Raw genomic sequence first — 17,871 nt, forward strand, 5'->3', positions numbered from 1 at the left:
GCCGCATGAACGTGTCTGACGCACCCTCTCCCACCGCACCGGCGCCGACGCTGCGTGCGCGCTATCTCGCATTGCTGGCGCCGTTGATCCTGACCCACGCGATGCAAAGCGCGGGCGGGCTGCTTGATGGCTTCTGGCTCGGACGACTGCTGGGCGTGCGCGGCATCGCGACGGCGGCATCGTTCTTTCCGGTGTTCTTCCTGCTGCTGTCGCTGATCATCGGCCTGGGTTCCGGTGCCACCGTTCTGGCGGGCCAGGCAATGGGGGCGGGCGATGCCACGCAACTGCGGCGCGTGGCAGCGACGGCCTGGGCGGCAGCGCTTGGTGTCGGGCTTGCGGTCGCACTGGCTGGCGTGTGGTGTGCGCCGTGGTTGATGCAAGCGCTGGGCACCCCGCCGGACATCCTGCCCGCCGCGATCGACTATGCGCGCGCCATGCTGTTGGTGATGCCCTGCGTGTTTGTCACGTGGGCTGGCATGTCGCTGAGTCGCGGCACCGGCGATGCGACCTCGCCGATGTGGTCTCTGTTGGCGGCTACGTTGGTGGGTGCGGTGTGCACGCCGCTGCTGGTGGCCTACTCATCGCTGGGCGCGACCGGCGTCGCCGTATCCGCACTCTTCGCACAGGGTGCTGCGCTGGCCGTGTTGATGCATCGCTGGCGGCGCAACGGCCATCCGCTTGCCCCTCGCGCGGGCTGGCAGCACTGCAGGCCCAGTGCAGCCGTTGCCAAACGCATGCTGCAGATCGGACTGCCTGCCGCCCTGCAGATGCTGGCAATGGCGCTTGCCGAAATAGTGCTGCTGAGCCGGGTGAACCGTCACGGCTCAACCGCGACCGCCGCCTACGGCGCAGCGACGCAGGTGCTGAGCTGGGTGCAGTTCCCCGCGATGAGCCTGGGTATTGCCGCCGCCATCTTCAGCGCGCATGCCGTCGGCGCGGGACGACGGGAACGTCTGCCGGCCATCGTGGCTACGGGACTGCGCGTGAACGCCATGGTCACCCCTCTGTTCGTGGTTGCCGCGCATCTGCTCGCGCCGTTGGCGCTGTGCATCTTCCTGGAACCCGGGCCCGTCCTGGAACTGTCGGTCACCATCGTGCGCACGTTGGCCTGGAGCGTGCTGCTGCTCGGATGGAGCAACGTCCTGGTGGGCGCGATGCGCGCGAGCGGTGCGGCGCTGATCCCGGCGCTCCTGAGCATGGCCGCGATCCTTTGCATCGAGTTGCCGGTCGCCGCGGCGCTGGAAGAGCGCTTCGGCCTGGCAGGCCTGTTCTGGGCCGTTCCTGCCGCATTCCTGACCATGCTGGTGCTGCATGTCCTCTACTACCGTCACAAGGAAAGAAGCGATGGACGCTGACAACACACCGATGTCGCGCGCGGCACGACGGGCGGCCGCACGCCAAGCGCGCGACGCCTTCCCGCCCATGGGCATCTATGCCATCCGTGATCGCGAAAGTGGCCACCTCCTGCTTGGCGCAAGCCGCAACGTTCACGCCTCGCTGAATCGCGCTCGCTTTGAACTGCTGATGGGCAAGCACACGGACCGTGTGCTGCAAGCCGCGTGGAATCGTGGCGGCGCGGATGGACTTCACTTCGACGTGCTGGAACTGTTGAAGGAGCGGGAGAATGCAGACGTCGACTACGAGGGCGAGCTGAAGGCGCTGGAGCAGTTCTATCGCGAACTGCATGGGCTGACGCCATGAGTCTGGGCGGTTTGCGCGTGTATGGGCATTCATTGGAGCGCACCGACCAGGTGCGCGCGCTCGTCAACGAATGCAGCCCCACCACCATGCGCAACTGCTCGCACATCACGGGGATATGTCGCGCCAGATCATGTTTCGCTTCTGGCTGCTGCCAAACAGCATAAGGGTCCGCGACCGCCCCATTTCCGCTGTTCGACTGACTTCATAAAACCCTTACTGATGAGTAGGAATTTTCTGAATGAACCGTAGGCGTGACCCGCATCACGTGCACCTTGAACTGGCGGATTTGGCGAAGGCATTGCGTGCACGGAAGCGGCGCCAGGGTGATGGGAACCGAACGCCTGATGGCTGCCCAAGCGGATGCCGCGCAAAGCGTTACCGTGCTTCAGTACGCAGAAGCTGCCAGCGTCCAAGTACAAGGAAATGGATCGGCAGTTGAAGGGGCAGGAGCAAGGGCTCAATGATATGAGCGTTGAGGAGTACCTTGGGGCGCGGACTGGAGCGTTGCAGATGATCAAGATGCTCGATGAAGATTTCGAATACTTCTATGAAAAAAAGGGGTTCGGACCGGCGGTTGACGCTCAGCCGGTGCCGAAATCCAAGTTGGACCACTACAGGGGGAAAGTGCCAGATAGGCTGCTGGAGTACTGGAAGGCGTACGGCTTCGCAGGTTACGGCGGCGGCCGATTCTGGATGACCGATCCGGATGACTACTCCGAGGTACTCAATGCCTGGCTCCACGGAACCGAGTTCTACGGAACAGACACCTACTACGTCATCGGCCGTAGCGCGTTCGGTGATCTGACGCTGTGGGGGACAAAGACCGGCCCCAGCCTTACCATCGATTGTCCGTGGGCAATGCTCTTTCCGGACGAAAATTCTTCGTGGATGAGTGAAGGAAAAGGGGACTTTTTGATTTCAACGTGGCTGTCCGGGATGCAGGCCGACAGCCTGGATCAAACTGATGAGAGGGAGGCACCTCTCTTTGATCGAGCAAAGAAGCTTCTTGGCCCGCTGGCCCACGACGAAATGTATGGCTTCGTCCCCGCACTATCTGTAGGCGGGCCGTGCCGCCTCGATCACTTGAAGAAGGTCAAAGCCGTGGAGCACCTGATGTTCCTCGCCCAGCTTGGAGAACGCAGAATCATGGTGGACATCGTGAAAGAAGCGAAGGACCGGGGGCTTTGGAAGTGACGGCTGTCGCGTGATGTTAGACCGACCTGGCGCGGCTAACCATGGCCGCGAAGCCGCCGCCATTGAGCGGCGGTCGATAGCTACGTCAGGATGCAATGAGCATCACCCAACGCGCTTCGCTTCCGGACTTGGAGGGGCCCTAGAACGGCCAACCTATGCTCTTCGCCCGCACATGTGGCAACACGGGATGTTGAAGTGGTGGCCCACCAGCACCCACAAACTGCCGTCATGCTGTTGATAGTTATGAATATTTATGCAACTCGCGTGCTTTCCGACTCACGTTCCGACTCACTTTAATGACCATGTCTCTAAGCTTGGGCTAGCCATGGCCCCACAGCGGCGGCAAACTGAACACGTTCACCGAGTTCACCTAAATGTGGAGTGAGGCCATGGAGCGGACCCCTGAGGAAGATGACGATGACTTCTTCGACAAGCATTTCGAGATGCTCCCTGAGGAGCCTCCGGCGTTCAAGCAGGCTGTCGGCCACGTGGCAGCCAGCTATGGTCTGGCGGGCGACGCAGTGACGCATGAGATGTGCAGCATCCCGCTAACGGAGCGGGAATTCGAATACGTGGAATCAACGCTTAAGCACGCTCTTATCCTTCATCAGCGCGGAGAGATCGAGGCCGCCTGGTATCACTGGGGCTGCGCCAAGGCCGCAGTTTCTTCCAGAAATGGCTTTGAGGAAGGCCGATACGAATCGTCGGATCGCGCAGGTGCTGTTCGGTTGGCGGCTGAGTACGGTAAGCAGGGATCGGAAAAAAAGAAGGAGCTCAACGAACGCAAACGAGAGGCAGTGGTGCAGAAGCTGCTGGCACAACACCACGCAGAGGCGTTCGTCATACGGCGCCAACTGAAGGACGCCGCCGCCAAGTTTGGACCTGACGGCGGCGAGTCCCTTGCGGACGAAAAATGGGCGCATAGGTTGATCAAGCAAACCCGGCTGCTGCGCCTGTACGAGAGCCTTAGCGCTAGGCGAAAGCCCTGACCTTCAGGCCGAGAGATGGTGCCAAGGCGGCGCTGGGTGTGACGCCGCCGTAGGGGCCGCCAGTGCCGAAGGTGCGCGCGCGCCCCTCCGGTCGGAACCGGAGGTACAGATCCACCTTGGTCAGGTAGCGGAGAGCCTGTTCCAAGTGCGACCACTTCACGTCGTCCCCACGGCTAACCATGCCAATACCGCAGCGCTCATAGGCCTCCTTCTTCTTGTTGCAGTTGAAGAACATGCCCTTCGAGCCGGTGACCTTCTCCTGCCAGTACTGGCCCAACAGGTCAGCAATGACGATGTCGCGCGCCACGTGCTGCCCGTCGAAGAAGATCGCCACGTGGTAGTGGTGCCCCTTTTCCAAGCCGTACTCCAGCTTCCACATGTACCCTGCCAGATGCTCGGCGTAGGGGCCCTTCCGCAAGTGGTCCAAGAAGCGGTCGCGGTGCGCCTGCACCTGTTTCAGGGTCATTGCTTGGCCCTTGAAGCCGCTGCCGGGGCAGAAGTTGGAGAAGTACTCCAAATCCAGCCGGATCACCAGCAGCTTCGAGTACCGAGCCCTCAGCGCCTGGAGCAAGCGTTTGGATGACCTTGCATTCTCACGCTCGGCGCGCTTGAGGTTGTTCAGTCGCCTGCCCAGAGCCTCGCCCTTGGCAAACGCCCTGATCTTCGCCACAGCTGCGTTGAGCAAGGGCACGTCTTCGGGCCAAGCCCTGTCCCCCATCGAGCCAAACGGACCCAGAAAGCGTTTGAAGAGCGTGAAGAGCGGGCTGTGCCGGTGCTTCGGGAAATGCTCGTCAATCTCCTGCAGGCCAGACTTCAGGCAAAGCAGTATCGAGTCGCCCAGGGGCGTCTTCTGCACCCACTGGCGGCCATGCTTCCAGTAGACGCGAAACGGGGGCTTCTCCCCAGCCATCAGCTTGCCCATCATGTCCACGATCCGCTTGACCTCCAAGACCGCGGTCAGTTGATGGGTAACGAATAGCGTCCCATCCTCGCTCCATACGTAGGCGCGTTCGCGCATAAACGTGCTGTTGTTCTTCATTCGTGTCACCTACCATCCCGCTTGGGGATTGCTCATCTAACAGGGTTCATTCCTACTGGGCTGCGTTCGGACACACACATGCCCCGTGGGCCATTTGGCGCAGATCGGTGGTCTAACGCCACCGTCTCGCACGGAAAGTTAGCGCTGCTCGCGCGCCACCTCCCTGGCCCGAATCAGGCCCCAAAAGAACTCGTCGACTTCATGCTCCAAGAAGACGATTGAAGACCCCAAATGCAGGGGCTTGGGGAAGGACGGCATGTAGCTGGGGGACCGCTCGTTGAGGTATCCGTACAGCGTGGATCTAGCGATGCCCAGGCGCGCCTGGACCTCGGCGCGGCGGAGCATCCGGAGGGGTTTGGACGTGTCGGTTTGCATAGCCTCGGGTCGTTCGGGGAACGGTTGAGAGGCTACGAGCGACTCGCACCAACAACCATCGACCTACCCCCCTATAAAAAAATACAGTTCGTAAGTCATTGAACTTATTGCGCAAGAAACGTGGAAGGAACCAAGTCCGTCTGTAGGGGAGGAACTAGTTCTAAAGCAGCCGGGGCCATAATCTGCGCCCCGGCCCCAGGTCACTCAGCGCGGAATCGGGCCAGCAGGCCGGCCATGAAGACCACCGTGAAGGCAGCCAGGTACTCGAGAGGCGAATTGGGTCGTTCGGTGAACACGATAGGCTCCTAGTCAGTAGGGAGCCGGCATTGCGCCGGCACAGAAGAGAGGCTGATGCCTCTCCCTATCGTGTTATGGGTTTGAAATCTTTTTGCTTGCCGATGTCAGCTGCCTGGGCGTGGGCCTAGCTTGTTAGGCCACCACTCGGGGGGTTTGGCTACAGGGTCCGGGTCGGTGATGCCCACCGCGGCGCGCAAGACCACTGGCCAGCCATGGCCATCAATGTAGTGCCGGATGCCGTTCTGGCGCAGAAACATCAGTTGCCGAGCCTTCTGGGGCGTGCGCGTCAGCGCCTTGATCTCGTCGCGGGTCAGGCAGAGCTTTTCTGACATTTCATACCGCCTTGTTGGACCGCCATGCCAGCCTGGGCGAGTCAGCCGTCAATGACGCCCCAACCGCCTTACGTAGGACGATGACCCTGTTGTACTCGTCAACGTGATGCTGGATGCCGTTCTGGCGGAAGAAGTCCAGCTGTCTAGACCTCATCGGGGTTCTACTGATTTCCTCAACCTCAGCGCGCGACAGCACTTCCCCAGGCATCGGACGTCCCTAAGCGACCAGTGCTGATCATGCCGTAGGGAGGTACTCTCGGCCAGAGCGAAAAAGGAGGCCCGATGGACGCACCAGAACCTTTGCCTCAGCTCGAGGCAGAAATTGCCGCCCTAAGGCAGCTATTGGCAGCATTTCGATTCGACCTAGCGGGCAAAGACTGGCTTACGGTGGAGGAGGCGGCCTACTACTGCGGGGTGTCGATCAGCCAATTCAACACCAAAGCTGCGGGCTACTCGCTTGCCCCCCGAAACTTCATGGGCAAGAAGCTGTACGAGAAGGCTGCGCTATACCGGGCCATCCATGAAGCCAGCCAGTGGGGTCAAGTGCCACTGACGGGATATGCCTCTGCGCCACAGTCTCCGGGCGTAGCTGCTGCCTTTGCCAAGCTGGCTCGCTACGAAAGACGACGCGGACGGACTTGAGGAGAGGCGTTTGAACGTTACCGGAAAGCTCATGACCCTGGCGCAGGCAGCCGAGCTGTCGGCGTGCTCCACAAAGACCCTTCGCCGAGCAATCGATGCAGGACGCCTGAAGGCCTGTCGTCTAGGCCAAGGTGCAAAGTCAGATCGCATCCACCCTGCCGATCTGGATGCTTGGTGGGCAGCATCCAGACTCGAGCCCTTGCAGTTCCCTGCCTTTCCACACGCACGTCTGGCGCCGCCGATCGACACGGTAGATGAAAGGCTGGACCGGCTACTTGGCCCCCCAATACGTAAGAAGAAGCCAGCAGCTAAAAGGAAGCCAGCGACTTAGTCGCTTGCTCCCTCCTCCCACCACTTCGCCCGTCCACTGCCCTTGCGCCTGGCCGACTCCTCCAACGAGGCGGCCTGCTGTTCCTCCGGGCTCCGGGTGTCGCGTATCAGCAGGTGACCAAGCTGGCGCGCTACGAGAGGCGGCTTGGCCTTAAGAGCTCCCGTTAGAGTTTCGGCTTCCTCACGCCCTGAATTGACGCCTTATACCCATCCTCGACGGACGCCTGGCTCGGCTCAGCCCCCTCCGCGCTTAGCTTAGTCGACCCGGATATGGCCTGTAGTTTGGCGGGTGTTGATCGTACCGCTACTAGTTACACCTCATCCATTTCATCCAGCTCATCCAGTTCATCCAGTTCAGCCACATACCTCGGAGGCTCTCCCTCCTCCTGCCACAACGTCAGCGCTCGTTCCACGAGGCTCGGGGCGGTCTTCAAGTCAAAACCAGCAACAACGCCGTAGCTGTAGCAATCGACCCATCGCGCATCGCTCAACGTCACTTGATAGCGAATGACATCCGGGACTCGCGAACCCGACTCACCAAGCTCAACATTCAGACGAGCATTCAGAGGCGGCGTTTCCAGCGAGGTAGGGACGGCATAAACCAGTATCCCGTGCGTACTCAGGTCACTCGCAACTTCATTGATTGGTGCGTCTGTCGAACTGTGAACGACAATATCCATTGAAGCCCCCTGGGCGGTGGAATGGGATCACATCGTAGGCGATCCGCCTAATCAGTACCAGCCGCTTAATGGCTACCGGAAACGGAAATCTCAGACTCCGCGACTGCTCGTAAAGGGCCTGCAAACGGGCAAGGTGCCTATGCAGGCGGAGGCGCTGGGACCTTGGTGTCACGGTGACGTTACGGACCCCGTCCGAAGCTATCTGAGGATGGACCTGAGCGAGCGAGGCTAGGCCAAGATGAATACAAGCGAGTTGCCACAGCTTTTCACAGAGGCGCAGGCCGCCAGCTACCTTGGTGTCGCGGAGATAACGCTTCGACGTCAAAGGGCTGCGGACAGGATTGCTTACGTGCGGATTGGCCGGCAGGTGCGCTACACCGAGGCTCACCTCCTCAACTATATCGAGCAGCAGACTTATCGGCCCACCTTAGTCGCACTGGGTGCGAGCGCCACCAGCACAAAGGATCAGCCGTCTGGCACCAGGAATGGCGGCACACGAATGGACGCAGGCAGCGCATTTCGTTTGGCACAGCAGATCGTGTCGACACGGAAGCGCTGACGCGGTTAGAAGGAGCGCGTGCGGCGCCTACAGCTTGGGGTTAGGGATCGCGTCCAGTCGTCTTTGTGGCTGCATCTCCGTGCGACTGAGCTTGGGAGTCGATCCTGCGCCACCAGCCGGGCCACAGCCTCCTTCAGCGGCACGCCCTCGAGTACTCGGGCCGCACACCACCGCTCGGCGTAGCGCTTACCCTGGGCGAGGCTGGCTGCTCGGACCTCCTTGTCCTGCCACAGCTTCCTGCAGGACAGAACGACCCGGATGCTCTGGGCACTCGGCCGCACGCAGGCGATCTGACGGTTCCCCCACCAGAGCCCCCAGCGCTCGCCCGTCTGCACCCATCCAGCGGGGATGGGTGCAGCGCGAAATCCTTGGTCGCTGGTAGAAGGGATCATTGCCCGGAGCATACGCCCGGCGGTCGCAGATCCTGCGACCGTAGCAAAAGCATGGCCTGAACCGTTCTGGCTGTACCGCGGACACGGCCTTTCGATCAGACCTTAATAGGCCCAAACATGCCCGTATAGATGAGGGCGTTCCATACCTTTTTGATGGCTTGGCCCGTATCCTGACTCACAAATAGGGACGACCTACTGCCGTACGGGCTGCCAAGAAAATAGGGGCGCATGCTCTCCCACGTCTCAGCCAATTCCGATTGAGTCCAACAGGGCAATTCCTTTTCCAACAATAGAGGCAGCGCGATCGCGAGCGGGATCAAACCGTCGTTTCCCATGCGCTTCTTCCACTTACAGCGTACGACCACAGGCATTGCGTTGACGCTGTAGAAGTTCACGTCCAGTCGCTCCGCCGTGATCTCCGCCGCAGAATGCCAAGGCAGATTTTGGACCGACTCAATAACGTCTTCCGGACGGCGGTAGGGACAAGTAATGAAGCCGTTTGAGAAATAGACCGTGTGATCCAAGCCTCGATACCCGCACTGCTCATTTGGTGTCGTTGTGGGCGAACGATCGTCCTGATAGTTACGCACCAGCGGGTGCCAGCTTGGATACGCCTGCACGACCGGTCCCAGTTCCTCGCAGAGATCGACAAGCTTTTCTTTCAATTTTTCGCGCTCTTCCCTTCCTACCTCCAAGTCCCGAGGGATCAAGTACCTCAGCGCCTCTTCGAACGTAATTCGAGCCGCTTCGTCTGCCCTGAACGCCATTGCCACACCCCCTCAACCAAGCTTTGTTACGCATACCTTAGTACTTTTATGCGCATAGTGCAACTTCTGCGCACAGTGCATCACTACCGCGAGCCTCGCGCACCCTTCGCCGCTGGGTTTCTATGTCTTTGGCCAGCCGGTCTTGGCCGACTTTGTCCACACCGCGTCTTAGATCGAGGACATCTTCCAGCTGGCGGCCAACCGTGCGCGGAGCTTATCTTGGGCCTCCGCGAGCACCGTATCGCTGCCTTCAAGTCTTCTCAACTAAGTTCAATGCCAGAGCAGGTCCTTCGATGCGGGTTGATGCCCAGAACTATTTCGCCTTGATAGTGGAGCCGACCTGCGCCGAGTACTTCGAGCGACCGTGGGAGTTTCGTCGAGGGATCTTGTCACTGATCGTGACCTCCCACATGGCCGACTACTGGGTGATGAGCGGCTACGCGGGAACCTCATCTAGGAAAGATATGGGCGACGCAGTGAGCCAAGGCCGCACCGTTCTGGCCGGTCTCTATCCAGACCTGCAGCTGCTCACAGATGCAGCCGATGCAGCCAAACACGGGAGGCTCGCATCACTTCAGAGTCGTACGCGGCAAATCAGCGGAGCTGACCAGCTGGAATCGACCCCTGGCGTTTTCAACGCTCCGTTTGGTCAAGGAGTGTTCGCCGAGGCAGTGGAAATCTACTTCGATACCCCTGATGGTCGACGCGTGAACCTGCGGAGTCTGCTCAAAGAGGCATTGAAGTTCTGGCGGGGTCAACTCGGAAACCAGTCACTGCCCTAGCCGAGCAACAATTCCGCAGGCACTCTGCCAACCCAGCCAGGGTCGATCCTAGTGGTTCCGATCCCCGTGTGTAGGTTGCTATCAGGGTGACCGTCGAATACGCCTGGCCTCAGCCAGGTCAATCACCGTTGCTGGCAGTTTACTCAGACGACGTGCGTGGGGGCTCTCCATCTGCCAGCGCTCGAGCTCACTGAAGTAGTCGTCAGAAGTCAGGGGTGCGCCACATACCTTAGAAGTTCGCCTGTTTGTGGAGCCATTGAGCGTCAGCTGTGCGCCTGTTGTCTTGGAAGTCACATGGAAGGTCATGGAAGTACCATGGAAGTAGCGGTTTACCCAGCGTAGGCTTCGCGATCGGCACGGCGAGCCGCCTTGATTTCCCGAGAGATGTTCCGGGTCACCGCAGCTGCCTCCCTCAATCCATCGAGGTTAAGAGGGGTTGGCGCATGCAAACGGGGAGCCACGATGGTGCGGACTTTCGGCGACCTGCCGAAACAGTAGAAGAGCCCCGAGCCGGATCCCCCCAGATCGTCAACCGCGTAGCGGATCACCAAGTTGTCTGGATCCAGCCCGCTTGCACAGGCTGCGAGCTGCGCCTCCCTCCCCAGATCGGCAACAATCCCATGATGCTCCGCTAGGGATTGCCGATACCCCTTCGAGTACACCCAAAGCGGGTATGCCCTTCCTCCAGATTGGACCGACACCACGGTGACGAGCGATCCTGCCTGGATCAGGCAGTCCCAGGCTCTCCAGAAGCGGGAAATGTTCTCTTCAGAGTCAGAACCGAAGAGGCTAGCAACCACCTGACGTGGAACTCGCCAAGTTTCCTCAGCTTTTTCGGAAACCAACCAAAGCTGAAGCGCTCCTACCTCCCCTTGATACCCAAGCTCGAAGTCATCGCCGGCAGTCCCAGACTGCTCCCACTCCCTATAGGGCATGGTGTCGGGCGGGCAACCAAACCACTCAGCGTAGTCAGTGGATGCATAGACATGCAGGAGTAGGATCAACGCGTCCTTGATGGCTGATTCTGGGTCATCCAGCAGTAGGAGCCGAGCAATGTGCGACCCGAAGTCAGGATGCCGGTCTGTGAGCAGGGACGGCAAGTAGGCAAATTCACCGCTCCATTGCTCGATCTTGTACTCATCAGCATTGGCCTTCTTACGACCGGTCGCGCATATCAAACCCTGAGGCAACTCTTGGTCCGCCCCAAAAGTCAGAAGGCGCTTCAAAACTCTCTTTGAACGGAAGTCGGAGCAGCCAGTTGTCAGGCGAATCGCCTTCGCACCCGCGGCGGTGTGCTCGCGCTTCGGACCATAGGCATAGGCGGACAGCGTCATATAGCCCGCGAGCAGATCCGGTCCTTCGCTTGCGTTTGCGATGGCCTTTGCCGCACTCATCGATACCTTGAAGTATCCGGACATCTTGATTGATCTCTCCCCCCTACGGGTTCGATTCTATTGAAGTTGCGACCGGGACAGCCGCCCGCCATGGCTTGCTTTAGGGCCTGACAAAACTGCGCATGGCAGCCCTTGGACTGCCTGTCCGTTGTAGCCACAAGTTGAGAAGCAGGGCAGCTTGCAGCTGCCCTCTCCGCACCCCGTTCGGTGGTTCCCCTCACCTCACCTGCTGAACAAGGGCAAATCCCCAATTGCCTGCTTGGTCTTCTTGTCCGTGACCCAGACATTGAACGACGGATGGCGAACCTTCGCATCCCAGGGGATCAGTACGGAATCTACTTCCGTGCCATATGGAGAGATGCAGTACACGGCCGATTCATCGCCGTAGATGTGGCCCCAGATGCCGACGGAGCCGGCATGGCCAACGCTAACGGCCGCCAGAGGACTGGACTCAAGATCAGAGTGCAACGGATGCTCAACCCGGATCTCCCAGCCATAGGCCGAGTTCAGAGCGAGCACTTCGGAGTTAGAGAACATGGTCATCTGGCCGGCCCGGGGGCCGGTAAGAGCCAGAACCTTCGATACAAGACCCAACGAGCCATTGAGGCTGCATCGCAGCCACCAAGCCTCCTGCGCATAGAGCAATGTGCCCTCTGCAAGTTCTTCTACGTCGGCAGGAATCAGCACATCGGCGGGATAACTCATCACCATCTCCTTGGTAGCCCCGGCCAATCCAGGGCCCACTGGCATGCTATCAGGGCCGAGAGCGGGCGCCACTCTGAAGCCGGCCCCAAACCTGCCAATTTGATCCGCACGCGCGCATGAAGTACTCCAGATACTCACCACCCGGCCCGCTGGCGCGCTGCTGGGCCGAGCGGCCCAGCTTCCGGTTGTGGGCGCGGCCCTGCTCTTGCTGGTCACCCTGATGGAGATGACCTGGCTGCGGGCTCTTGTTCACACCTCGAGTTCCATGAAGGGCGTGTCGGTGATGGCCCTGTCATCACTATCTACGAGCCACAGCTCCCACTTGGTCCAAGCTACAGCTACGCCAAACCTCAAGTCCCTTTGCTCACCGGCAAGGGAGTACGCGAGTGTTTCATTCCGCACTATCTGAGAGACGATCAGGCCGGGCTGCCCTTCAGCAAAGATCAGTTGCCCCACCTCGTAAGCACGCTCGACAGTCTTCGGGGTGCCCGACACTTTGATCACAAGGCGGTATTTGGGGTTCAGCTTGCAGCACTTGCGATGAGCCCCGGGGTACTCCGTCTTGAAGCGAGAATCGCCTTGGAGCCGAAGGAAAAAAGTGTCCTCGTCACGGTCGTCTTGTACCCGCACTGCCAACGAGTAAAGCCCTTCGTCGAACACCAGTTCACCTGGCTCAATTGCATACGTGTGCGTAGGCACAAAAAGGTCTACCGGGTAGCTCATTGCCTGCTCCTTGGATGAGGTCACGCTGCATCCATCCTAAGTCACAAATTGCCGAATGCAGCCGGTCTAAGAAGTGGCTAACGAGATGGCAGGCGGTAAAGTCGGCATCCGCCTTGGAGCTCCTCCACATGGATCGGACAAGAACCGCTCCCGATCCGTCGTGCTTGGACGGATACGACTTCTTCGGCGTGGCCCGAGCCCCCGATTAGCGCCGCCAAGTAGGCCGACGCAGCTGTGATCCGCATGCCATCTTTTTGGTGATCCTCGACAGGCGCGCGACAGCGCGCAGCGTGTGTTCTTACTCTCTTTGACATCACCTTGATCCCTACCTTGATCAAACCCTTGATAAAGCCTTGATGTCTTCCCAAGGCCTCGCCTACGCTGCGACAGCCCTCGCCTCAGAGATCGCCTCGTACCCTTCCGCAAACCGGGTGCAGCACTCTTGGTAGTCTGCCCACCAAGCCGATGTCAGCCGTGTGTGGGGCCGATAGCGGAGCCTCGCTATGCCGAACATGGTTACCTCAAGAATGTGTGCGGGGGCAGGAACCAGCCAACCACGCCGCCCACTCGATTGGAGCCACTCCTGCTGGGAGACGGTCAGCAGATCATTGGCGGCGGCCACACATGAGCGATAGAGTCTCTTCTCGATATCGATTCCGTTCCAAGCAAGCGGATGTATGGGCTCTCCCTTGGGCCCTTCGAAGACGTAAGGGACCCAATCCACTAGGCCAAGGTTCTCTAGAATTTCGAACCGCTCGAAGAACTTCTTCCCCGGGTAATCAGCCCCCTTTAGCCGGTGAGGCTCAGTGGCAGCGTTTCCCCAATGAAGATAGGTCTGTTCGACCTCGTACAGCCAAACCACATGCGCCCCTGACTGGCCAACTCTTTCCCGCTTGAAGACCTTTTCGGTCACTTTGCGTGAAATACCCCCGTCCTCTCGGAGATTCTGTTGAGCATACAACTCAACGAACAGCTGAAGGACCAATGGGTCCTGAGTCTGCCGAATTTTGGTTATAGGCGGAATCTCAGATGCGACGCCGTCGACAATAGCGTTCGGAAGCCAAATGTCCTCTCCTTGGCGTTGAAGCTTGTACTTGGGCTTCTTTCCTGATTGGGAAGCCACCACCCCCTGTGCCACGAGGGAAGCCACAGCGTCTCTGGCGGTAGTCCACCGTACGCCCAACCTCTTGGAAGCCGCTTCAGCACTCCACTTTGTGGTGACGTTGTCTCCGCCCGTGCCCCGGGCCAAGACGAGGAATGCCGCCCCCTCATTGATACCCAGAGAGCAGGCTCTCAAAAAGGTTTCGCGCCCCACAGCAAAGAACCCGTCATTCACTACCACTGGATCACCCCGCTAGAGTCCGACATCAGTCCTGGAAATAATTCTGTGCTGGCGGCACGGAACAAACAAGCGCTCAGCCTTGGACAAGGTGACGCATTGATCTAATGGATCAATGGACGAAGTAAGTCCAGCATTGCAGCTCGGGATTCACCACTACTAGGTGCCGCCCGTCATAGAAGGCAGCCATAAGACCGCAGGTACAGGGCTCCCCTTCCGGCGCGCCGCAGCCCCCCTCGTGGTAGACGAAGTGCTCGTAGACCGTGGGCTGCCGCTCATGGGCGGCCAGGATCCGCTCCATCCAGTCCCAGGAGTCCAAGGCTTCGGCTGCCGAAGGGAGTGCTGGGATATCCGCTAGAGAACTCATTCTTGGCCCCCGCCTATTGCCGCAGCCCTGCCAGCACCTGAGCGAGCTCTCGGAGCGCGGGGCGCTCCCCTCCTTTCCAGGCGTTCAGGGCGACTTTTGCCTTGCCCTCGCTGGTGCGAGGCCCCGTCGACCGCTCCCACGGTCGCCATCTCTGGATCGCCAGTGCTTGCCGCTGGCGCCGCTCTGGGGTCCAACCACTGCGCATCTTGGACGTCCTCCAATAGTTTGTTTTGCTGTCTTTTTCTTCCCGCGCGCCCCGTCCGTTCCGGTGCCTGCCCGGGACTTTCCGGGGCATGGTTGTTCACCTGTTGATGGCCGCCGGCAATGTTGGCCTGCTTCACGAAGGCCACCGCCCGGGGGTTCTTGATCTCCGCCAGTGACTCCAGCGTGGTCCGACATTGGGACTGCGCCTTCAAGGCCAGCCGCATGTAGGTCTCCATCGCACCAAGGTGTGAGCCCATGTTGAGCGCAGCTCGCCGGCTCATCTCCAAGAACAGCGCGTTCAGGGCGATGGCTTGGCTGGTAAGTAGGCCGTCTGCCTGGCCAATTTCGCCCTTCGCGACTCGTCCAACTGCAGCGCGGGTAGACCTCACAAGCTCGTTCAGCTCATTGCCGCCGGCTACCCCAGAGTGCTGCGCAATCGGCATGCTGACAAAGGCATTGCTCGCAACCCCCTCGACGATAAGCTTGGCTGACTTCTGCTCGAGGGTCTGCCCCTTGCCTACCTCGACATTTAGCTTGGCGGCGGCCTGGTCGGCGGTGTGAGGGGCTTGTCTCGATGGTCTCATTGGCGTTGGGTTCCTATGCGAAGCGAGGCCGCCTCGCTGGGTGCTACGATTCGGCAACTCATGGAGGGGGGAGGAGATGGCAGCCCTGCAGGTATTAGTTCTTGCCGCGTCGATGGCCGCTGCTTGCCTGGCCACGGCTCAGGAGCACCAAGGCAAGGAGGGACATCTCTTTGCATGCATCAGGGACGGCATCCGGACCTACACCGCGAATCCTCTTCCCACCGATAGCGCATGTCGCCAGCTCAACTACCGGGAGGTTGAGAGTGCGACTAAGCGCCCTAGCGATCCCCCTGGGACATTCATGGGCTACAGGTGCGCCACCGATTGCAGTGGGCATCGTGCCGGCTATGCCTGGGCGGCCCGACAAGGCGTATCGGCGGCCTCCAACTGCACTGGCAACTCCCAGTCGTTCGTGGAGGGCTGCATGGCATACGTCGATGCGATGACACGAGGAGCGACGCGATGACCCTCCTTCGGAGCACGGTGACCAAGCTGCTGTCGTTTGCGGTCGCAACCATCGCTCTCGTAGGCTGCGAACAAGACTCCTGTAAGGAGTACTCACGATTCACCTGCAAACAGTTAGAGCAACAAACTTTCAACGTCTACTACTACGATACGCCGGAGTCCACAGAACGACTACTTGGCAGCACAGTAGGGTTGCAGCAATGTGCTTCCGTGGCGTGGAACGCGGCGCACGCGAGGAAGAAGGAACGCGGCGACGACTGGTCGTATGTTTGCTGCCTCCAAACCGAAGATTCGAGTTGCGCAGAGAAGCACCGCTGAACGTGAAACCACACAGCCCGAGGAGGCAGTCAGATAAAGCGCGATAAGGTGGACCTGTCACACGTTGGCGGCCAGCCGAAGGGATGGATGCAGAAGGAGCATGAGAACGAAGTGGCATTCCGACCGTTGGGCCGCGTGCTGATGCGCCTGCCCGACGAACTTGGGGAACGCAAGTGGAAGCATCCGATCCGTCTCTGAGATAGCGGTCGCATACCAATGCACGTCGTGGCTTGTGCATTGAGGTGCGTCCGACCGGCCCCAAGGTGTGTCGATACCGCTATCGCTGCTTCAGTAGACGTCAATCTGGTGGGCCCACCAGGATTCGAACCTGGAACCAAAGGATTATGAGTCCTCTGCTCTAACCGTTGAGCTATAGGCCCCCGCAGCTGCACAGTGTAGTGGAGCCCCCTGCACGCTTTCCACTGCACACCCAAAGATCATCCAAAACGCTGCCCCATCGCCTGCACCCGGCGTGCATTCTCCGCCGCCAGCTCGCGCAGTACCGCCGAGCGCAACAGCGCCGAGCACGCCACGCGCTGCCAATAATCCACTGCCAGCGGTACCGCCCACTGCAGGTGCGCAAGCTGGTCGCTGCGCTCCGGGTGCATGTCGCTGTCGCCGATGAGCCGTTCTAACGCTTGCAGCCCATCCCTGGTGGGCTGCGCGTCGCGATCGACCAAGGCCCGCCACCTTGCCAGCAGGCAAGCTGTCGAACAGCGCCTGGGGTTGGATGGCACGGGGACGGAGGACGGCCTCGGTTTGGGCGAATTAAGTTACGAATTCACACGCCAACTTCAGGGCGGTCATTACGGGATGAACTCGTAACCCGTTGATTAATCTCGCCTCAAGCCGATCATCGATGTAGAGAACGGCGGAATTAAGTTACGAAACGTGCAACGAAACAACACCTCTAACCTACCGATCCTCCAACCGCTTCATCAGCCGCTCCAACCTCTCCGCAACCGTCCGGCTGCCGTAAACGCCCCGCAGGCTGTCGGCCGGGGTCGCGCACTGCCCGTTGTCGGTAACCACCAACTGCGAGCCCTGCAGCGAGGCCCGCGCCTCACAGGGCGCCTCGCCCAGGAACAGCTCGTCGCCCATCGGCTCGGCGCTGCCAATCAGCGTGCCTGCGCCCTCGCCACCCGGTGGCAGCATGCTCAACAGCAGCGTGCGTCCCTCGTACCGGATTTCCAGCGTGCGGCCACCGCGCCCACCGCGCCCGTCCCAATACCCCAGCCAGCTGGTGAAGTCGGTTTCGGCCATATGTCCCGTCTTCATGACACGCCCGGCCGGCGCCCAGCCCACTACTTCCTTGCCGGGTGGAAGCACCTGCACGCAGTAGTACTCGTTCCAGCGGTCGCCGATCACCAGGCTGCTGGCCGGCGCCACCTTCTCGCCAGTGCGGCACCCCGCGCGCTCCTCGTCCAGGCACCCCGCACGTTCGCCCAGCAGCACCACCTGACCGGGTTCGACCACACTCCCCACGGTGTAGTCGAACTGGCTGGTGAAAAAGTCGGACAGGTTGCATGACGGCTGCTGCGGCGTCTGCGCCAAGGCGGCGAACGGACACAGCGCAAGCAGCAGGACCCACGGTTTCATCGGCATTGCGTTGACCAGGCAGTAAACAGCGACGCGCATGCTACCCCGCGTGCGCTGCCGCGCCCAGCCCGTGCCAACACCAGAAACAACAAAC

The 17,871-nt window shown here is 60.2% G+C and carries 20 protein-coding genes and 1 tRNA gene; 8 read left to right on the plus strand and 13 right to left on the minus strand.

The annotated features are described in order from the left end of the window. Positions 1–5 precede the first annotated feature (5 nt). The 4 genes from ACZ0AE_RS17600 (at position 6) to ACZ0AE_RS17615 (ending at position 3,884) form a co-directional block, all read left to right on the plus strand. A complete protein-coding gene (locus ACZ0AE_RS17600; protein WP_463601739.1) occupies positions 6–1,355 on the plus strand; it encodes an MATE family efflux transporter in 1,350 nt (449 codons plus the stop codon). After that, the gene (locus ACZ0AE_RS17605; RefSeq protein WP_463601740.1) at positions 1,345–1,701 is read left to right on the plus strand and encodes a GIY-YIG nuclease family protein; all 357 of its coding nucleotides are present in this window, start codon (positions 1,345–1,347) and stop codon (positions 1,699–1,701) included. Before ACZ0AE_RS17600 ends, ACZ0AE_RS17605 begins: the two co-directional genes overlap by 11 nt. Positions 1,702–2,211: 510 nt before the next feature. After that, positions 2,212–2,895, plus strand: a complete 684-nt coding sequence (locus ACZ0AE_RS17610; RefSeq protein ID WP_463601741.1) for a GAD-like domain-containing protein — start codon at positions 2,212–2,214, stop codon at positions 2,893–2,895. 389 nt (positions 2,896–3,284) lie between these two features. Continuing rightward, complete coding sequence (locus tag ACZ0AE_RS17615) at positions 3,285–3,884, plus strand: hypothetical protein (protein ID WP_463601742.1); 600 nt, start codon at positions 3,285–3,287, stop codon at positions 3,882–3,884. Here the strand turns inward: ACZ0AE_RS17615 and ACZ0AE_RS17620 are convergent. The 4 genes from ACZ0AE_RS17620 to ACZ0AE_RS17635 all read right to left on the minus strand — a co-directional run bounded on the left by ACZ0AE_RS17620 (position 3,868) and on the right by ACZ0AE_RS17635 (position 6,135). After that, positions 3,868–4,923: a YagK/YfjJ domain-containing protein gene (locus tag ACZ0AE_RS17620; protein WP_463601743.1), complete on the minus strand. Its 1,056-nt coding sequence runs from the start codon at positions 4,921–4,923 to the stop codon at positions 3,868–3,870. The two genes, ACZ0AE_RS17615 and ACZ0AE_RS17620, sit on opposite strands and share 17 nt — an antisense overlap. Positions 4,924–5,061: 138 nt before the next feature. Then, entirely contained in the window at positions 5,062–5,298 is a 237-nt protein-coding gene (locus tag ACZ0AE_RS17625; protein WP_463601744.1) for a helix-turn-helix transcriptional regulator, read from the minus strand. 401 nt (positions 5,299–5,699) lie between these two features. Further along, the gene (locus tag ACZ0AE_RS17630; RefSeq protein WP_463601745.1) at positions 5,700–5,927 is read right to left on the minus strand and encodes a DUF4224 domain-containing protein; all 228 of its coding nucleotides are present in this window, start codon (positions 5,925–5,927) and stop codon (positions 5,700–5,702) included. A gap of 1 nt (position 5,928) precedes the next feature. Further along, on the minus strand, positions 5,929–6,135 hold the full coding sequence (locus tag ACZ0AE_RS17635; RefSeq protein ID WP_463271637.1) for a DUF4224 domain-containing protein: 207 nt from the start codon (positions 6,133–6,135) through the stop codon (positions 5,929–5,931). 74 nt (positions 6,136–6,209) lie between these two features. Between ACZ0AE_RS17635 and ACZ0AE_RS17640 the strand changes: the two genes are divergently transcribed. Then, positions 6,210–6,569 (plus strand): hypothetical protein, encoded by a 360-nt coding sequence (locus ACZ0AE_RS17640; RefSeq protein ID WP_463601746.1) that lies wholly within the window; start codon positions 6,210–6,212, stop codon positions 6,567–6,569. A 31-nt stretch (positions 6,570–6,600) separates the two neighbouring features. After that, the gene (locus ACZ0AE_RS17645; RefSeq protein ID WP_463601747.1) at positions 6,601–6,900 is read left to right on the plus strand and encodes a helix-turn-helix domain-containing protein; all 300 of its coding nucleotides are present in this window, start codon (positions 6,601–6,603) and stop codon (positions 6,898–6,900) included. Between the two features lie 310 nt (positions 6,901–7,210). Here the strand turns inward: ACZ0AE_RS17645 and ACZ0AE_RS17650 are convergent, their stop codons facing one another. Beyond that, complete coding sequence (locus tag ACZ0AE_RS17650; protein WP_463601748.1) at positions 7,211–7,579, minus strand: hypothetical protein; 369 nt, start codon at positions 7,577–7,579, stop codon at positions 7,211–7,213. A 238-nt stretch (positions 7,580–7,817) separates the two neighbouring features. Here ACZ0AE_RS17650 and ACZ0AE_RS17655 point away from each other — a divergent pair, with 238 nt between their 5' ends. Further along, positions 7,818–8,138: a helix-turn-helix domain-containing protein gene (locus tag ACZ0AE_RS17655; protein ID WP_463601749.1), complete on the plus strand. Its 321-nt coding sequence runs from the start codon at positions 7,818–7,820 to the stop codon at positions 8,136–8,138. Positions 8,139–8,625: 487 nt separating this feature from the next. On the opposite strand, the gene ACZ0AE_RS17660 is transcribed toward ACZ0AE_RS17655, so the two are convergent. Beyond that, positions 8,626–9,297 (minus strand): hypothetical protein, encoded by a 672-nt coding sequence (locus tag ACZ0AE_RS17660; protein WP_463602110.1) that lies wholly within the window; start codon positions 9,295–9,297, stop codon positions 8,626–8,628. Positions 9,298–9,590: 293 nt separating this feature from the next. Between ACZ0AE_RS17660 and ACZ0AE_RS17665 the strand changes: the two genes are divergently transcribed. Beyond that, a complete protein-coding gene (locus ACZ0AE_RS17665) occupies positions 9,591–10,079 on the plus strand; it encodes a hypothetical protein (RefSeq protein ID WP_463601750.1) in 489 nt (162 codons plus the stop codon). Positions 10,080–10,408: 329 nt separating this feature from the next. On the opposite strand, the gene ACZ0AE_RS17670 is transcribed toward ACZ0AE_RS17665, so the two are convergent. From ACZ0AE_RS17670 to ACZ0AE_RS17700, 7 genes are all read right to left on the minus strand, one after another. After that, positions 10,409–11,497, minus strand: a complete 1,089-nt coding sequence (locus tag ACZ0AE_RS17670; RefSeq protein WP_463601751.1) for a hypothetical protein — start codon at positions 11,495–11,497, stop codon at positions 10,409–10,411. Between the two features lie 198 nt (positions 11,498–11,695). Beyond that, on the minus strand, positions 11,696–12,178 hold the full coding sequence (locus ACZ0AE_RS17675) for a hypothetical protein (protein ID WP_463601752.1): 483 nt from the start codon (positions 12,176–12,178) through the stop codon (positions 11,696–11,698). Positions 12,179–12,427: 249 nt separating this feature from the next. Further along, positions 12,428–12,925, minus strand: coding sequence for a hypothetical protein (locus ACZ0AE_RS17680; protein ID WP_463601753.1), 498 nt, complete (start codon positions 12,923–12,925; stop codon positions 12,428–12,430). A 352-nt stretch (positions 12,926–13,277) separates the two neighbouring features. After that, positions 13,278–14,237 carry a hypothetical protein gene (locus ACZ0AE_RS17685; protein ID WP_463601754.1) on the minus strand — a complete coding sequence of 320 codons (960 nt, stop codon included), beginning with the start codon at positions 14,235–14,237 and terminating at the stop codon, positions 13,278–13,280. Positions 14,238–16,482: 2,245 nt separating this feature from the next. Continuing rightward, positions 16,483–16,558 (minus strand) — tRNA-Ile (locus ACZ0AE_RS17690). 57 nt (positions 16,559–16,615) lie between these two features. After that, complete coding sequence (locus ACZ0AE_RS17695) at positions 16,616–16,858, minus strand: hypothetical protein (protein ID WP_320488935.1); 243 nt, start codon at positions 16,856–16,858, stop codon at positions 16,616–16,618. Between the two features lie 235 nt (positions 16,859–17,093). Further along, positions 17,094–17,777 (minus strand): hypothetical protein, encoded by a 684-nt coding sequence (locus ACZ0AE_RS17700; protein WP_448134513.1) that lies wholly within the window; start codon positions 17,775–17,777, stop codon positions 17,094–17,096. Between the last annotated feature and the right edge of the window lie 94 nt (positions 17,778–17,871).

Source organism: Stenotrophomonas sp. AC248 (genome assembly GCF_979258185.1).

Coding starts and splice junctions, on each gene's coding strand:
- ACZ0AE_RS17675 (WP_463601752.1), bottom strand. CDS start 12,178: ATGAGTTATCCCGCCGATGTGCTGATTCCTGCCGACGTAGAAGAACTT.
- ACZ0AE_RS17670 (WP_463601751.1), bottom strand. CDS start 11,497: ATGTCCGGATACTTCAAGGTATCGATGAGTGCGGCAAAGGCCATCGCA.
- ACZ0AE_RS17625 (WP_463601744.1), bottom strand. CDS start 5,298: ATGCAAACCGACACGTCCAAACCCCTCCGGATGCTCCGCCGCGCCGAG.
- ACZ0AE_RS17630 (WP_463601745.1), bottom strand. CDS start 5,927: ATGTCAGAAAAGCTCTGCCTGACCCGCGACGAGATCAAGGCGCTGACG.
- ACZ0AE_RS17620 (WP_463601743.1), bottom strand. CDS start 4,923: ATGAAGAACAACAGCACGTTTATGCGCGAACGCGCCTACGTATGGAGC.
- ACZ0AE_RS17650 (WP_463601748.1), bottom strand. CDS start 7,579: ATGGATATTGTCGTTCACAGTTCGACAGACGCACCAATCAATGAAGTT.
- ACZ0AE_RS17700 (WP_448134513.1), bottom strand. CDS start 17,777: ATGAAACCGTGGGTCCTGCTGCTTGCGCTGTGTCCGTTCGCCGCCTTG.
- ACZ0AE_RS17610 (WP_463601741.1), top strand. CDS start 2,212: ATGATCAAGATGCTCGATGAAGATTTCGAATACTTCTATGAAAAAAAG.
- ACZ0AE_RS17660 (WP_463602110.1), bottom strand. CDS start 9,297: ATGGCGTTCAGGGCAGACGAAGCGGCTCGAATTACGTTCGAAGAGGCG.
- ACZ0AE_RS17645 (WP_463601747.1), top strand. CDS start 6,601: ATGACCCTGGCGCAGGCAGCCGAGCTGTCGGCGTGCTCCACAAAGACC.
- ACZ0AE_RS17600 (WP_463601739.1), top strand. CDS start 6: ATGAACGTGTCTGACGCACCCTCTCCCACCGCACCGGCGCCGACGCTG.
- ACZ0AE_RS17615 (WP_463601742.1), top strand. CDS start 3,285: ATGGAGCGGACCCCTGAGGAAGATGACGATGACTTCTTCGACAAGCAT.
- ACZ0AE_RS17640 (WP_463601746.1), top strand. CDS start 6,210: ATGGACGCACCAGAACCTTTGCCTCAGCTCGAGGCAGAAATTGCCGCC.
- ACZ0AE_RS17665 (WP_463601750.1), top strand. CDS start 9,591: ATGCGGGTTGATGCCCAGAACTATTTCGCCTTGATAGTGGAGCCGACC.
- ACZ0AE_RS17605 (WP_463601740.1), top strand. CDS start 1,345: ATGGACGCTGACAACACACCGATGTCGCGCGCGGCACGACGGGCGGCC.
- ACZ0AE_RS17635 (WP_463271637.1), bottom strand. CDS start 6,135: ATGCCTGGGGAAGTGCTGTCGCGCGCTGAGGTTGAGGAAATCAGTAGA.
- ACZ0AE_RS17655 (WP_463601749.1), top strand. CDS start 7,818: ATGAATACAAGCGAGTTGCCACAGCTTTTCACAGAGGCGCAGGCCGCC.